The sequence below is a fragment of the Chitinophaga sp. 22620 genome, assembly GCF_052044405.1.
Lineage (GTDB): Bacteria > Bacteroidota > Bacteroidia > Chitinophagales > Chitinophagaceae > Chitinophaga.
Genome location: NZ_JBQEMV010000001.1, coordinates 2,126,181 through 2,141,912, shown reverse-complemented (window position 1 = coordinate 2,141,912; position 15,732 = coordinate 2,126,181). Strand labels below are relative to the sequence as shown.

The following is a 15,732-nucleotide window of genomic DNA, read 5'->3' as shown; positions in this document are numbered from 1 at the left end:
CTACTGCACACAATCCACATCCGGCACGATGATCACCGAACGGAACTGCTTTTCGATCAGCAGCTGGGAGAAATATTCTTTCATCAGGTTCTTCACCTGTGCAATACGTTTGGAGTCGCGTGGCAGCTTAATGAGCATTTCCTGCAAATAAAAATCACGCACCTTTCCTACGAGCGGTGCCGCCGGGCCCACCAGCTGCGCACCCAGGTGCGGCCTGAGCCAGTTGGCCAGTATCATCGCGGCCTGTTCCACCGTCTGTTGTTTTTTATGTTTGAGGGTCACTTTCACCAGCCTGAAAAAAGGCGGGTAGCCAAATTGTTCGCGTTCCGTGATCTCGTTTTCGTACATCGCCTTGTAGTTATGCTCCGTCACGAAATGCAGGATAGGATGGCGGGTATTGCTGGCCTGGATCACTACTTTCCCCTGCCCGTCCCGCCGCCCGGAACGGCCGCTCACCTGCTCCATCAGCTGGAACGCGCGTTCGTTCACCCTGAAGTCGGGATAACTCAGCAGGCTGTCCGCACTCAGGATGCCCACGAGGTTCACGTTCTCGAAATCCAGTCCTTTCACCACCATCTGCGTGCCTACGAGAATGTCTATCTCCCGCTGCTCCAGCAGCTGGATCATCTTGTTATGGCTGTCCTTGTTGCGGATCGCATCCATATCCATCCGGGCGATGCGCGCGGTGGGGAACATTTCCTGGAGGTCTTCCTCGATCTTTTCCGTGCCGAAGTTCTTCGGCTGCAACGTCTGGCTGCCGCAGGCGGCGCAGGTGTAGATGTATGGATAACGGGTGCCGCAATAGTGGCAGCTCAGTTTATCCTGGTGCTTATGATAGGTGAGTGAAACGTCGCATTGTTTGCAGTTCGGTATCCAGCCGCAGGTAGTGCAGAGCAGGAAAGGCGCGTAACCGCGGCGGTTCTGGAAAAGGATCACCTGTTTCTGCGCTTCCAGCGAGCGGTGTATTTCTTTGCGCAGCACGGAAGTGAAGTTGTGCACCACTTCTTTCAGCGCCAGTTCTTTTTTGAGGTCAACGATCTCGATTTCCGGCATGGCGATGCCGCCGAAACGTTCGTTCAGTTCCACCAGCCCGTATTTGCCCTGCCTGGCATTGTAATAACTTTCCAGCGCGGGCGTGGCGGAGCCCATCAGCACTTTGGCGCCGAAAAGGCTGGCGTAATAGATGGCCGCATCGCGGGCGTGGTAGCGGGGTGCGGGCTCCTGCTGCTTGAAAGAGGCGTCATGCTCTTCGTCGAGGATAATAAGGCCGAGGTCACGGAAAGGCAATAGAAGACTGCTGCGCGCACCCAGTACGATGCGGATCTCGCCGCTCTTCACCTTGTTCCATATCTCCACTCTTTCGTTGTTGGAAAAGCGGGAATGGTAAATGCCGATCTGCCCGCCGAAATGTTTTTGCAGGCGGCGGATGATCTGCGCGGTGAGCGCTATTTCAGGAAGCAGGTACAGCACCTGTTTGCCGCTTTGCAGGGCTTCTTCCATCAGTTTCACGTATATCTGCGTTTTACCGCTGGAGGTAACGCCATGCAGCAAGGTGACCTGTTTTTCGGCAATACTGGCCTTCACTTCCTGCAATGCTTTTTCCTGCGCGGGACTGAGGTCGAAGTTGAGATTGGTTTCCACTTTTCCCATGGGAATGCGGTCTACCACCCGTTTATCCACCACCAGTATCTGCTTGTCCACCAACCCCTTTAGCTGCGCGGCGGAAGCGCCGGACTTTTTCAGCAGCTCGGTCTGCAACACCTGTCCCTGCGTTTTGAGCAGGTGGAGGTAAGCCAGCAGCAGCTCCATTTGCTTGGGCGCGCGGGCCAGCTCGTCGAACAGCGGGGCCAGGGCTTCATCCCCTTCATATGCGGGGTTCAGCAGGATGTAGTTTTCTTTTTTCTCCTTGTAAACTTCCTTCAGCTCCTCGTACACCAGGCATACTTTCTTTTCGATCAGCTGCTTGATCACGGTGTATACGTCGGACCGGTCCAGGATGAGCTGCACTTCGCCGATGCGCAGCTCCTTGCGTATCAGCAAGGCTTCCGCGATCAAGTATTCGTATTCGCCGAGGGAAGTGAAATCGTCGCCGAAGGCGTCGTTATACAGCAGGATCGTTTCGCTGGAAAGCTTGAGGTGGGCGGGAAGGGCGGCGTTGAGCACATCACCTTCGTTGCACATGTAATATTGCGCGATCCATTCCCAGAAGGCCAGCTGCGTGGGGTACACCACCGGCTCTTTGTCCAGCAGGTCCATGATCGGCTTGGTTTTGTAAGCCGAAGGCGCCTGTTCGTGAACGGATTTTACCACGCCGGTGTACTTCTTCTGTTTACCCAGCTGTACCGCCACACGGCTGCCCGGTTGTATAGTGGCTTCCATTTCCGGCGGTACGGCGTAAGTATAATTCCTGGGAAGAGCAAGGGGTAATATTACATCTGCATACTTCATATTGCCTGTAAGGCAGGATAGTTATTATATTTTCTTAATTCTTCCTCCATCATGTGGCGTACCTGCTTTTTGAGCTGGGGCACGTCTTCCATGGTGAGGCCTTTTACCGGCACGATGGGCAGAAACACCACGCGGCAGGGGCCGGGGTTGAGGGACATGAATTTTATCTTGGCAAGGCGGGCATGGTTATCTACGTAGATCACCGGCCTGATATCTGTCTGTGTTTCAATAGCGATCCTGAACGCGCCGCTGTGGAAAGGCAGCAGGGGCTGTTCCGTTTCGTTGGTGGTGCCTTCAGGGAAAATAAGCAGCGAAACGCCCTGGCGGATCATGTACAGCATGTCGCGCATGCTCTGGGCGCGGCCTTTGGCGGTACTGCGGTCCACCGGTACCACGGAACGGCTGTAGATGAGGCCGAACAGCGGGATGCGGCTCAGTTCGCTTTTGCCGAGCGGCCTGAAGGGCAGCGGCATTACTTTCACGGCCAGCGCGGCGTCCAGGTAGGAGGAGTGATTGGCGAGGTAAATGAGCGGCCTGTTTTCGTATGGGGTCACCCATTTTTTGGTGACCCTGATGCCCGTGGCGGGAAACCAGACATGCGCCCAGAAACGGAGGAAATAAAAAACGACATTCCCTCCCTTCACTTTCCCGAAGAAAGACACCAGCACGATAGGCGGAAGTATCAGGAACATGATACCCAGCCACACGATCAGGGCGTAAAGGCTGTACAAAGCCTGGAAACATTTCGAAAGCACGCGCATAAAACCGGCAAGATACAGAATTATGGTCTTGGCTGCAAGAAACGAACATACATAACAAACAAATATCATACCTGTGGCGGAAATCGGGTGAATATCGTACCTTTGCCATCCTTATGACAGCGGCAAAATCAGTAGCTTTTCATACACTCGGCTGTAAGCTGAACTTTTCCGAGACCTCTACCATCAGCAGGATGCTCGAAAAGGACGGGTTCGTCAAAAAGGATTTTGACGATACGGCGGACGTGTACGTGATCAATACCTGCTCCGTGACGGACAATGCGGACAAGGAATGCCGGCAGCTCGTGCGTCGCATCCAGCGCCGCGCGCCGGAGAGCCTGGTGGTGATCACCGGCTGTTATGCACAGCTGAAGCCGAAGGAGATCGCTGAGATACCCGGGGTGGACCTTGTGCTGGGCGCCGCCGAAAAGTTCAATATCGCAGATCATATCCGCGAGCTGGCCAAGGGCGACAGCGCAAAGATCTGCTCCTGCGACATCGGGGATGTGAATACTTTCCACAGTTCATACTCCGTGAACGACCGCACCCGTACCTTCCTGAAAGTGCAGGACGGCTGCGACTATAATTGCTCCTTCTGCACCATTCCCATGGCCCGCGGCATTTCCCGCAGCGACAGCGTGGCCAACGTGGTGGCCAGCGCCCGCGAGCTGGCGGCCGGCGGAGTGAAGGAGATCGTGCTCACCGGCGTGAACCTGGGCGACTTCGGGAAAGGTTTCGAAGGCGGCAAAAAACGCGAAGAGACCTTTTTTGAGCTGATCCAACAGCTGGATGAGGTGGAAGACATTGAACGTTACCGTATTTCAAGCATAGAGCCCAACCTGCTCAGCAACGAGATCATCGAATTCGTGGCTGGCAGCAAAAAGTTCATGCCGCATTTCCATATCCCTCTCCAGAGCGGCAGCAACGAAGTGCTGGCCCTCATGCGCCGCCGCTACCGCCGCGAGCTGTATGCTGAAAAAGTGGGGCTGATAAAGCAGTTCATGCCGCATTGCAGCATCGGGGTGGATGTGATCGTGGGCTTCCCCGCGGAAAGCGACGCGCATTTCCGGGAAACCTACGATTTCCTGCACGAGCTGGACGTTTCTTACCTGCATGTGTTCACCTATTCCGAGCGGGACAATACCCATGCCCTCGGCATCCAGCCGGTGGTGCCCGTACAGGTAAGGCACGAAAGGAACAAGGCCCTCCGTAACCTGAGCCATAAAAAGCTGCAATACTTCACGGAGCAGCACCTGGGGCAAACGCGGAAAGTACTGTTCGAGAGACACGGCAGAGACGGAATAATGGAAGGTTATACCGATAATTACATCAAGGTGACCACGCCGTTCCGGGAAGAATGGAGAAACAGCATTGTGGACTGGAACCTGCGGTAGCAGCGGGCTTCGGGCAAGCGGGCGACCCGCCTTCCAAAGTTTTCCGAAAAAATATTTGGCAGAATAAAAATAGTTTTTACCTTTGCAATCCCATCGAACGAAAAGCGTTCAAACACAATGGGAGCTTAGCTCAGCTGGTTCAGAGCATCTGCCTTACAAGCAGAGGGTCGACGGTTCGAATCCGCCAGCTCCCACGAATAACAAAGGCCGTTTCAGCAGGTATGCCGGAACGGCCTTTCTGTTTTTACCAAGCGCCCTACATGTATTAATATTTTCTAATAATACATGTATCTTTCCGCCGAAATCATCCCCCTTTTTACACCCGTGAGTGGAAAAAAAGCTGGTATAGTGGCCGGAACATCGGCGGGTATCTTCGGGCTCACCGTATTGATCCACTACATGTTCAACATACCGTCAGAAGGGCCGGCACTGCCATATTTACCCATTCATATCCTCACTGCGGCCAAGCTGACGGGTTTGCGGCTGGCGCTTATTTATCTCTCGCTGTACTTCCTGCTGGAGGTCTTCCACCCCACCCTGTTCAACGCCGACGCGGAAGCGCTCGAACAAAGCTTCGGCGGCACGCAGGAGCTGTAACCGGGAAAGGCAGTACCCGCATGCGGGTACTGCCTGGCGCAACAACTCCCATTAAAGGGCTTATAATTGCTGGTACTTGAAATTATAATACGGGAAAGCCCCGCCTGTTACACCATTCTGGTAAATGGAAGTGATCTCGAATTTGAACAGGTTCGCGCCGCTTTTCCAGAGCAGCGTTCTGCCCGCAACCGGCGTAACAGTGTGGCCTGCGCTCCAGTTGTAGGTATACCAGCCCGCGCCATTGGCATAAGCTGATACAGCCGGAGGCACACCGGTGCCGGTTACGTTGTTCATGCCGATCACGTTTGCACCGGCGGGTGTGGGACCGGGGTTGCTGGCGGTAGCCCAATCCGCGGCCACCACTGCTGCAAAACTTTTATTGATAAAGCGGATAGAATCGTTGGAAGTGATATCTCCCGTTGCAACGCCGGTAAATTTGATCTGGAAATTAGTAGGCGTTCCGGCTTCGTTCACCGTAAAACGCCAGTAGAAATTACCATCCGCCGGCTGGCCCGGGCCGGTGGAATATGCCTGCCTGAAATTAGCCACGGTATATAATGCGCCGCTGCGGTTGATGGTGCCGGAAGTAACGCCGGGACCGGTAATGCTCACGGTGCTGCCGTCGGGTATGGTTACAGCTACTCTCTGCAGGTCTGCTGATACTTTTTCATCTGTGCCGGGTACAACAACGTCATTGTTCTTGGAACAGGATACGAAGATCAGGGCTGAGGCAGCCATGATCAGGGTCAAACGGAAAAGGGTTTTACTAATAGTAGTCATAATCAAAAGGGTTGTTAATGAAAAATAATGATAATGATCGGGGGTTGTTGCGCTAAAAGTCTTTATGGTTGGGTAACGGTAAACGTAGTGTTACCGCCTACTTCGATGTAATTTTTCTGCACCTTGTTCCACTGCCAGAACCCGAAGAAATCGCTGATACGCAGCTGGATGAAGATGCCGTTGGCTTCCCATCCGCCCAGCTCGTACACGCCTGCGGGAAAATTGGTGGGAATTTTATACGTCACGCTGGTAGCGGTAGAGCTTTCCAGTTCCAGCGTGGCCACTTCTTTTTCAGACCAGTCCGCATTGTAGCTGAACACCCTCGCCTCTTTCATCTCAAAGAAACCGGAACCCTGGAATGTAATGGTGCCGCCCTGTTTCACGGTTACCGGCGCGGCCATTTCATTCACGGCCGGCTTCAGGTTTGCGGGATGGATAATACCGAATATTTTGTTCTGTGAATTGTACGTCTGACTGCCGCTGGTGATACGGATCTTATAAGCGCCGGCTTTCAGCTCCGCTGTGTTCGGCACGGAAATGCGCATGCTGGGCACACCGGACGGGTCGGTGAAAAATTCCAGCGGCAATTGTGTAGCGGCGTTCTGATCATCGATGATATAAAACTTCGTTACATCGGCATTTCTTTCAAAATAGCGCATATATGTGCCATTGTCCACCACCAGCGAACCGCCTTTTACGGTAGAGTAGGTTTGCTCCGTTACCTGGATAGGTGGCTGGTTGACCACTACTTTCAGGTAATATTTTTTCTCGGCCCCGCTTTGGGCTTTCACCATGAAAGCCGTGCCTGTCCTGAAATCTACCGCTGTGCCGGAAGCGGGCGTTACTGTGGCGTTTTCGGCGACGGTTACCTGGGGACTGATCTTTTCAGGCCGGGCCAACCATGACGGCCAGTAGATCACGATGCTGTCTCCCGCGACGGATGCGCGGATCGTTTCCGTGCCGGCGGCCACTGTGAAGGATTCCACGCGGTTGTAAGGCGAAGGGGCGTATTCCGTTTCTTTTTTACAGGAAGCTGCGGCCCATAAAAGGAACAGGCCCGCAACCACCCGGATGGATTTTTTATATAGCTGGTTCATGTTAAAGTTTGTTGATCTTGACCGGGAATTGGGTGGTGGCATTTTTTCCGTAGCTGTACACTCTTATTTTATACAGTCCCGTCTTCAGTTCCCGGAGCACGGGCTCCTGCGGATCGGTGTATTTGGTGATGACGCCGCCAACTTTGTATAAGTTGCCTACGTTGGTGATGGACAGGCCGATGGGTGGCAGTTCCTTCCCAGTGTCATCCACCAGCACCATCTTCATCAGCTCATTGTTTTCCATAAACCCGGAGCCGGTGAGGTTGATGGCGATCATATCGTACGCCAGCCGCGTGTCTATCGTAAATTCTTTTGTCTCCGTTGCCGTGCTCAGCTCATCCAGCACCACATCCGGCTGCTGCACCACGATGCGCAGCGTGTAAGTGCGCTTCGACCCGTCTTTCGCGGTAACGGTATATTTGATATCGCGCCCGCTGTGGAACACGTCCAGCAGGTCTTCTATCAGCGTGCCCGACGCGGGTGTTACCGTGGCGCCTTCGGGCACGGTGATCTCCGGTTCCAGCACCACCAGCTGGCGGTAGAAGGGAAGGTAAATGGTAATGGAACTGTCGCGGTCGTTCACCGCCCCGCTGATGGGCTCTCCCTGCACGTTCACGATGTTGTAGGTGAGAATGCGGTCCTGCCCTTCAGCCTGCGGCTCGATGGTCTCTGTTTTAGTGCAGGCGGCGAAGGTGATAATGAGCATCGCTGCCGCAAGATGTCGGAAATATAAATGCATAAAGCTGGCGTGGTTATTTGATGTCTAAATTCTTCGTACCGTCCATCTGGATGGCATAACGGAAAGTGATGTAGCCCGGCTTGTTGTCCCGGTTGGGATTAGCAGGACTATCCTTGTAAATATTCTCTATCATCAGTTTTGCGTAGTGGCCTTTATGGGTTTTGATCACCATCACGCGCGGCATGGTGTACACCACATGCGACTTTTTCGGATCGCCGGGAAACAGCAGGCCGTAAAAATCGTAATGCCCCCAGCCGTCGAAGCCGCCCTGGAAATGGTCCAGCCCGATGTCTCTCGTGATAAAAGGATATTTATCCTCTTCCACCGTTTTTACCGATTCGAACGCGGTGGTAAAAAGATCGCGGCTGATGGGCAGCTGCAAAGGCTTGTATTGAAGCGTGTCATAATACTGCGCGTCGAACTTTCGGTTCACGACTACGCTGATGAGCGCTTTGCCCGGCCCGCCGTAACCCGGGGAACCCATCGCCGCGCCGTTGTTGGGGTATACGCTGCTGTTATAAATGCCGTAGAACACGATATCCCAGTTGCCCGTTTGCCGCTGCGATTCGGGGATCACTTTGTTTTCTTCCAGGCTGTAATAAAGCGATACCGCGTTACCGCCGGAAGTGGCGTTGGTATCCGCCGCTAAGTTCACCACGCGGTAAACGCCGGTCTTTACCGTGTTCCCGTTCCCATCCGGTTTTTCTTCCGGCACGGGCGGCGCATCGTCTTTGGAGCAGGCGGCCGCGGCGGTAAGCAGCAGGCACCATAATAGTTTCCGGTACATGATCAGTTTTTTTATGAATTGGTTCTGAGATTGCGGCTGCCGTCTTCCTGCACAAAAAATTTGAAGGTCAGGTAAGGCGCGGGCCAGAAAAGGTCCGTCACCACGGGCGGATTGCCTTTGTAAATATTGAGCAGCGCCAGCTTGGCGAACTTGCCGGTGGCTGTTTTCAGGATAAACGTGCGGTTCTTCACCGGCACGCAGATGTGATTGTTGAGCGAATAGAAATACCAGCCATAGCCGTTCCCGTTATCCCAGCCCACGCCGGGCACTCCGCTCGAGGTAAACACTTCGTCTGCCGGCGCTTCGTTCACCTGGTCGTAAGGTTTTTCCACGATGATCATCCTGCCCGCGCCCGGCCCGCCGTAGCCCGGCGTTCCGGCAATCGTTCCGTTATTGATCACTACGTAGGAGTTGTATTCTTTCGTGAAAGCAATATCCCAGTCGGTATTCTTCAGGTATTGCGCCGAGTCTTCTTTTGTTTTGAGAAGACGGCTGCGGCCGGTGGAGAACTGGTAGATCAGTGTATGGAAGGGGCGTTTTTCCCTACCGTCCACGCCATCGCCCATGGAAGCGCCGGTATCAGCTTCCAGGTCTTTAACGGTGGTGCTGCGTTCGTCAGCAGGGGCAACGGGATCTTTGTCTTTGCTGCAGGCGGTGAAGAGGATAAGCAGGGCACATAATACGCCAAAGTGTTTCGTCATATCGGCTTGGTTTTGATGCTGCAAAGTTGCAGACAGCCGCTGACCACTTCGGGAGAAAGAGCAACCCCTGCGGGAATTATGCGATCTCTCCGTTTAGGGTAAGTGAAATTCCGGAATTGGCGCATGACCAAGGTATGACAATTGTACTTTTACTTTACAATAAAATTACAATACTATGAACAAGCACTTTGTGGCCATTAACTACATTCAATGCAACGCGGATTTCAGGGAACGTTTTGAGCAACTGTTCGCCACGCGTGCGCATGCCATTGATACCATGCCCGGATTTATTAATATGCATGTTCTCCGGCCTGAGAAGGACGGCGAAGCATACCTGATCGTCAGTTATTGGGAAACGGAACAGGCCTTTAAAGACTGGATGAAATCGGAAGCCTTCGCAGCAGGCCACCGGCGCGGATTTGAGGAGCTGGCCAAAGCCAAAGCCGAAGGGCGCCCCGCTCCCATGAGCAGCGACTTCAAAATTTATCAGATAATCAGCGAATAATGAAAGACACGCTTAAACCCCGGATCATCAAATGGCTGAAGAGGCTCGGGTTCTGGGGATTTATCTTTTTCCTCGTGAAGGGGCTCGTGTGGCTGGCGGTTATTTACTGGCTGGCAAAATGAACCTTCAACGTATAAAACGGTAAGGCGGCACCCGCTTTACTGTTTTATATTTTCCTGTGCGCCGGAACACCTACTGCTTCATCTTCCCCGGCGAAAACCCGAAATGTTTTTTAAAGGCCCGCGTGAAATGCGCGGTATGTTTATAGCCGGACAGATATGCCACCTCGCTCACCTGTTTGCCCTGGGCCAGCAATTCTCTCGCATGCGCCATTTTTATTCCCTGCAGGTAACCGTATACCGTGGTGCCGAACACTTGCTTGAAATGGTTCTTCAGGTAAGCGTCGTTCGTACCCACCTGGTGGGCCAGGTCTATGAGCGTACAGGGGCTGTTGATGTTCTGCACGATAATATCGCGCGCCAGGTGCATTCTCTCCACATCTTCTTTTTTCAGCGTACGGCTTTGCAGCGCATTTTTTTTGATACCCGCTATCTTTTCATACTGCGAAAGCTGTATTGCCAGCAGCTCTATCGTTTTCGCCTTGAGGAACAGCTGCTTGTAACGCCCTTCCAGCGGGCAGTTCAGCATATCGTATAAAATGGTGCTGATAGTGGTCTGCAAAGGAAGGTTCACTTTACTCATCGCTATCGGCGCATTTTCCGCGATGCTTTGCGTGAAGATGGCGAAAAGCGGGTGCTCCTGCGGCATGAAGTTCATGACCAGCTCGGGACTGATACCCAGCTCAAAGATCTCCAGGTGTTCCCCGGGCTGCCAGTGCAGGTGGATTTCTTCCTTCGGGAAAAAAAGATAATTATACTGGTGCTTCTCGAAAGAAGCCAGGGGACTGCTTTGCGCGGAATACCGCTTGCTGCCGCTCATCGTATAGCTCATCTGGATGAACGGCTCCATATTGCAGATCACGATCTCGCCTTCCTGGCTGGAGCGGAGATTGTAGTACCCGAAATTGATCCCGTCCGGGCTCAGCATTTCGAATACAGAGCCGGAGTGCCCGTTTTCAGACAGCGAACGCCGCCTTTCACGGAAGTTGCCCGACCCTTTGATGTCGAAGCGGCAGGAATTGACGGTATGTTGCGTTTCCGGTTGCAATGATTGTTAATATTAATAGCAATATTAATAGTTACCACCAGTATAAACGGGCGCTTAGCACAGAAATTCCGGATATGGTAAATTAAATTCCTTTCATGATCATAGCCATGGAAGCCGCAGTTCCCTCCCGGGTAAATATTTCTCCGCTCTTGGCCTGCGTATTGGCGCACCTTTGCGGCTGTTATGCGAATTCCCCTTTATTCCTGCCTGCTCCTCTTGCCTGCGCTCGCCGCAAAATCCCAATCGGCGGACTCTGCCGGCAGGCAGCGTACGCTCGGCACTGTAGAAATAGTGCATTCCGTGTTAAAGAAGGAAGACGACCTCATAGACATCAAACGATCGCCCGCCCCCACGTTGATCATTTCCCGCAAACATATCCAGCTGATGGGCAGCCGCCGGCTGGATGAAGTGCTGCGCGAACAAACGGGCATGGTCATGGTGAGCGACCTCGGCGCCGGCAACCGCAGCCTGGGCCTGCAAATGCAGGGCTTCAGCTCGGAGTACATCCTCATCCTGCTGGACGGGCAACCCATGACCGGCCGCCTTTCCGGCAATTTCGACCTTTCCCGCATCGGCGTGTCCGACATCGAGCGCATCGAGATCATCAAAGGCGCCACCAGCAGCCTGTACGGCAGCGATGCATTGGGCGGCGTCGTGAATATCATTACCCGCCAGCAGGTCTCGCAAGCGCAGGGCCATGCCGCGTTGCGCTACGGCACTTACAATACGCTGGACGCATCGCTGAACGGGGAAACGCCTTTCCGCAAGCAGAACGGGTTCGCGCATCTTTCCGCCAACTACTACCGCACAGACGGGTTTAATGTGAATACCGAATACCTGCAGGATGGGAAAACCTCTCCTCCCTATCACAGCCTTACCCTGCAGGGCCGCGCGCGCAGGAACTTCTCCGCCGCCACCAGCCTGCAGGCCAGCGCAAGGTATGCCGCCCGCAAAAGCGACATGTTCCGCTCCTATGGCGCGCAGCCGTTCAACGACCTGCTGGACGAGCGCGACCTCAATACTGCGCTCACCTTCAATCATAATGGCAATAACGGCTGGCGTTTGTTAGGCAGGTATTATTACACTAACTACCAAACGGAACAGGAAGTAGTGCTCAAAGAAAACGGCCGCCGCCTGCAGGAAAATAAATTCTCCCAGCAGCACCACCGGCTGGAAATGCAGGCCGGTAAAAATTATGCGGCACTTTCGCTTATTGGCGGCGCAGGCGGCGAATACCAGCAGTACCGGCAGAATGCAGACGGCGCAGGCAACAACATGCTGAACTATTTCGCGTACGCACAAGCACAATACCAGCCTGCAGATGCCCTGCAACTCACCGCGGGCCTGCGTTATGACGGCAACACCGATTACGGCGGCAGGCTCAACTTCAGCGCGGGCGCGGGCTACCGCCCCGCAACATGGCTGAAGCTGAACGCCTCTTTCGGCAATGGTTTCAAAGCGCCCACCTATGCGCAGATGTACCAGGTGTTCACCAATATCACACAAGGCTATACGGTGATCGGCGCGAACATCTTCCATGAAAAAGCGCAGGAACTGAAAGCCGCGGGCACCGTAAAGCAGGTGTGGAGCAATGCGCAGAACCTCCGCAGCCTGCAACCTGAAACATCCACATCGTATAACCTTGGCCTCACTTTCAACATCAGCGCGGATGCGGAAATAACGGTGAACGGGTTTTATCACAACATCCGCAACCTGATCAACACGGAGCAGTTCGGCATTATGAATAACGGGCAGCAACTGTTCTCCTACATTAATATCAGCAAAGTATTCAACCGCGGTCTGGAAGGCAGTGTGCGGTACAGTCCCGTGAAAGGATTATTATTCACCGCGGGCTACCAGCTGCTGGATGTGCGCAGCGAAGATGTGCTGGATTCCATCCGCGCCGGCAAGGGCGCCTATGCCACGGTACGCACGCCTGAAGGCATCCGCCCCGCCGGCGCCGGCGATTATTTCGCTTTACCCAACCGCAGCCGTCACTCCGGCAATGCGCAGATCTACTACGAATATCTCCCCTGGGGCCTCGGCGCTTCTTTCCGCGCAAGTTACCGCAGCAAATACGGTTTCCTGGATGTGGACAACAATGGCTATATCGACCGTTATGATGTTTTTGTGGAAGGTTATACACTCCTCTACGCGTCCCTGCAAAAATCACTGCTGGACAAACGGCTTACACTCCGTTTTTCTGTAGACAACCTCGCGAACGCCACCAACTACCTGATGCCTTCGCAACCCGGGCGCGTACTGGTGGCGGGCGTGGAATGGCATTTCAGGAAAAGCACCCCCGCTCTCCGCTGAAAAATTTTTTGCCCGGTTGATTGGTTTTGAAATATTTGTCTATATATTTGCACCCTCTTACAGCAACAACGGGAGCTTAGCTCAGCTGGTTCAGAGCATCTGCCTTACAAGCAGAGGGTCGACGGTTCGAATCCGCCAGCTCCCACAAAAAGAGGTACCGCAATGGTGCCTCTTTTTTTATTCCTCTGTTTCTTCCTCCTGCTTTCCTTTGAAGATCCGCCTCACGGCTTTCCTGATCTTGTTGATATTCCGCAGCTGCTCCTGGATCGGCATCAGCGTGATGTCGCCTTCCTGCATGCCGGGCTCGCTGTTTTCGGCGGTGCGTTGTTCGGGGTATACGAGTATAACGTTGTTGTCTTTAAAATGCCGTTGCAGCCGCTGCGGCACGCCGTCCAGGTAAGGCTGGTACGAAAGCGTGCCTTTGCGCGCGGAAACGGCCACCACCAGGTCGTCCCGCGAGATGTTGCGGGCCAGCACCAGGAAGTCTTCCGGGTTTTCCAATATCTTGTAACTCAGCTCCACGCTTTGTTTGCTTTCGGCGATGAACCGCTGCACGCCCAGCTGCGTCTGCTTTCCGCTGTACAGCACGATCCTTGCGCCGGCCTGTTTTGCCAGCAGGATGATCTTTTGCATGTAATGATCAAAACCCAGTTCATACTCCGCATTGCGCGGCAATATGAGTACCAGTTTTTTGGTGGTGCTGAGCGGATGCTGGAAGTGGCATACATACACGGTTTCCCAGACGCTTTGCAACACGTTGTCTGTCGTGCTGCCGAAAAACGAACCGATCAGGCGGTCTGTGGCGCTGGTCTTATCGCTCCAGCCCAGTATCACATCGGAGATAAGCAGTTCTTTTACCGCGCGGGAAATACCGTCTGTGACGTTAAGGTCCACACGCGTCACCACCTGCACATTGCTTTCGGAAGCGGCGGCGTGCATCACTACCTTTTCCATCATTTTATTGCTGGCGTAGATCTTCTCCCGGGCTTCTTCATCGTCCTGCACCACCACCATGGGGTATACAGGTGCGCTGTTGCTGGGGTCTTTCACCATCAGCGCAAAGTCTATCAGCGGCTCCATTTTTTCGGGATGGGCCACGGGAATGAGGAAACGTTCGGGGCCGCCGGACATCTCCGGTTTTTTATCCGCTTCCTGGATAGCGAGCTTACGGCCTGCGCTTTCTGTTACGAAAGAGCCCACCATGCAGGTGATCAGTATCAGCACCACCGTACCGTTCAGCACATGTTCGTCGATGATGCCCATCTTAAAACCGATCAGTATCACGGCGATGGTAGCGGCCGCATGCGAGCTGCTGAGGCCGAATATCACGTTGCGCTGCGTAGCAGTGTAACCAAAAGAAAGCTGGGTAAAAAATGCCGCCAGCCATTTGCTGGCCAGTGCCATGGCTGTAAGGGAACCCGCTATGATAAGGGCTTCAGGGCCTTTCAGCAATACCTTCAGGTCTACGATCATGCCCACGGAAATGAGGAAGAACGGGATAAAAAGGGCATTACCCACAAACTCGATCCTGTTCATGAGCGGGGAAGTATGCGGTATCAGCTGGTTGAGCGCAAGCCCCGCCAGGAAGGCCCCGATAATGGCTTCCACGCCCGCGAGCTCAGCCAGGAAAGCCGCCAGGAACACCAGGGCCAGCACGAATATGAAGTGCGTCGTCTTATCGTCTTTGATCTTTTTGAAGAACCACCTGCCGATGAGCGGGAATCCCCATAATACGATCACTGCGAACACGGCCAGGGAAATGCCCAGCTGGAGCCAGAAAGCAGTATTAAGGTTGCCCGCTTCCGCGCCGGTGATAACGGCCAGGATAAGCAGCACCGCCGTATCGGTGATGATGGTGCCGCCGACGGCTACGGTAACGGCCTCCACCTTGGTAATGCCCAGCCTGCTGGCCAGCGGGTAAGCCACCAGCGTATGCGTGGCGAACATGCTGGATATCAGCAGCGAGGCCATCAGGTTGAAATGCAGCACATAAGTGCAGAGGATGTAACCGAGAATAAGGGGGATAAAAAAGGTGAACGCACCGAAAACCAAGCTGCGGTGGCGGTTTTTGCGAAACTCCGTCATATCCAGCTCAAGACCGGCCAGGAACATGATGTACAGCAACCCCGCATTACCAAAAAGATTGATGCTGCCTTTTTCTATGATCTTGAACCCATGGTCGCCAATGGCCATACCCGCCAGGATGAGCCCTATAATACTCGGTATCCTGAACTTGCGGAGCACGATCGGCGCCAGCAGGATGATGAATAATACCAGCGAAAAAATCGGAACCGGGTCCTTCAGGGGTAAGCTGAAGTGAATAACTAAATCCAAACCTTTCATCTACTTATATTTATCGTTCGTGCCCGTTAATTTACAACCATTCTGCCAAAACGGGGGGCATCCGCAAAAAAATGTAACTTTGTGGAAATATCGGTTGCAA

Annotated in this window: 14 protein-coding genes and 2 tRNA genes; 7 read left to right on the top strand and 9 right to left on the bottom strand. The window is 53.7% G+C overall.

The window, feature by feature from the left end; translation table 11 throughout:
* Positions 1–2,448: a replication restart helicase PriA gene (priA, locus tag ACTJIK_RS08760; protein ID WP_440645981.1), complete on the bottom strand. Its 2,448-nt coding sequence runs from the start codon at positions 2,446–2,448 to the stop codon at positions 1–3.
* On the bottom strand, positions 2,445–3,209 hold the full coding sequence (locus ACTJIK_RS08755; RefSeq protein WP_440645980.1) for a lysophospholipid acyltransferase family protein: 765 nt from the start codon (positions 3,207–3,209) through the stop codon (positions 2,445–2,447). Before ACTJIK_RS08755 ends, priA begins: the two co-directional genes overlap by 4 nt.
* A 113-nt stretch (positions 3,210–3,322) precedes the next feature.
* Here ACTJIK_RS08755 and mtaB point away from each other — a divergent pair, with 113 nt between their 5' ends.
* The 3 genes from mtaB to ACTJIK_RS08740 all read left to right on the top strand — a co-directional run bounded on the left by mtaB (position 3,323) and on the right by ACTJIK_RS08740 (position 5,197).
* The gene (gene mtaB, locus ACTJIK_RS08750; RefSeq protein WP_440645979.1) at positions 3,323–4,600 is read left to right on the top strand and encodes a tRNA (N(6)-L-threonylcarbamoyladenosine(37)-C(2))-methylthiotransferase MtaB; all 1,278 of its coding nucleotides are present in this window, start codon (positions 3,323–3,325) and stop codon (positions 4,598–4,600) included.
* 119 nt (positions 4,601–4,719) lie between these two features.
* Positions 4,720–4,794, top strand: a tRNA-Val gene (locus tag ACTJIK_RS08745).
* A 154-nt stretch (positions 4,795–4,948) separates the two neighbouring features.
* Positions 4,949–5,197, top strand: a complete 249-nt coding sequence (locus ACTJIK_RS08740; protein ID WP_440645978.1) for a hypothetical protein — start codon at positions 4,949–4,951, stop codon at positions 5,195–5,197.
* Between the two features lie 60 nt (positions 5,198–5,257).
* Here the strand turns inward: ACTJIK_RS08740 and ACTJIK_RS08735 are convergent, their stop codons facing one another.
* The 5 genes from ACTJIK_RS08735 to ACTJIK_RS08715 form a co-directional block, all read right to left on the bottom strand.
* Complete coding sequence (locus ACTJIK_RS08735) at positions 5,258–5,977, bottom strand: hypothetical protein (RefSeq protein WP_440645977.1); 720 nt, start codon at positions 5,975–5,977, stop codon at positions 5,258–5,260.
* A gap of 62 nt (positions 5,978–6,039) precedes the next feature.
* Complete coding sequence (locus tag ACTJIK_RS08730; protein WP_440645976.1) at positions 6,040–7,074, bottom strand: hypothetical protein; 1,035 nt, start codon at positions 7,072–7,074, stop codon at positions 6,040–6,042.
* A gap of 1 nt (position 7,075) precedes the next feature.
* Positions 7,076–7,813, bottom strand: a complete 738-nt coding sequence (locus tag ACTJIK_RS08725) for a hypothetical protein (RefSeq protein ID WP_440645975.1) — start codon at positions 7,811–7,813, stop codon at positions 7,076–7,078.
* Between the two features lie 13 nt (positions 7,814–7,826).
* Positions 7,827–8,600, bottom strand: coding sequence for an HmuY family protein (locus ACTJIK_RS08720; RefSeq protein WP_440645974.1), 774 nt, complete (start codon positions 8,598–8,600; stop codon positions 7,827–7,829).
* 11 nt (positions 8,601–8,611) lie between these two features.
* Complete coding sequence (locus ACTJIK_RS08715; RefSeq protein ID WP_440645973.1) at positions 8,612–9,301, bottom strand: HmuY family protein; 690 nt, start codon at positions 9,299–9,301, stop codon at positions 8,612–8,614.
* A gap of 175 nt (positions 9,302–9,476) precedes the next feature.
* Between ACTJIK_RS08715 and ACTJIK_RS08710 the strand changes: the two genes are divergently transcribed.
* Entirely contained in the window at positions 9,477–9,806 is a 330-nt protein-coding gene (locus tag ACTJIK_RS08710; RefSeq protein ID WP_440645972.1) for an antibiotic biosynthesis monooxygenase family protein, read from the top strand.
* Positions 9,806–9,928 carry an alanyl-tRNA synthetase gene (locus ACTJIK_RS08705; protein ID WP_440645971.1) on the top strand — a complete coding sequence of 41 codons (123 nt, stop codon included), beginning with the start codon at positions 9,806–9,808 and terminating at the stop codon, positions 9,926–9,928. The genes ACTJIK_RS08710 and ACTJIK_RS08705 overlap by 1 nt, the downstream gene beginning before the upstream one ends.
* A 70-nt stretch (positions 9,929–9,998) precedes the next feature.
* Here ACTJIK_RS08705 and ACTJIK_RS08700 read toward each other — a convergent pair whose 3' ends face one another.
* Positions 9,999–10,973: a helix-turn-helix domain-containing protein gene (locus ACTJIK_RS08700; RefSeq protein ID WP_440645970.1), complete on the bottom strand. Its 975-nt coding sequence runs from the start codon at positions 10,971–10,973 to the stop codon at positions 9,999–10,001.
* A 183-nt stretch (positions 10,974–11,156) separates the two neighbouring features.
* Here ACTJIK_RS08700 and ACTJIK_RS08695 point away from each other — a divergent pair, with 183 nt between their 5' ends.
* Both ACTJIK_RS08695 and ACTJIK_RS08690 read left to right on the top strand, forming a co-directional pair.
* Entirely contained in the window at positions 11,157–13,289 is a 2,133-nt protein-coding gene (locus ACTJIK_RS08695) for a TonB-dependent receptor plug domain-containing protein (RefSeq protein ID WP_440645969.1), read from the top strand.
* A 70-nt stretch (positions 13,290–13,359) separates the two neighbouring features.
* Positions 13,360–13,434: transfer RNA gene (locus tag ACTJIK_RS08690), tRNA-Val, on the top strand.
* Between the two features lie 32 nt (positions 13,435–13,466).
* Here ACTJIK_RS08690 and ACTJIK_RS08685 read toward each other — a convergent pair.
* Complete coding sequence (locus ACTJIK_RS08685) at positions 13,467–15,632, bottom strand: cation:proton antiporter (RefSeq protein ID WP_440645968.1); 2,166 nt, start codon at positions 15,630–15,632, stop codon at positions 13,467–13,469.
* Positions 15,633–15,732: the final 100 nt, after the last annotated feature.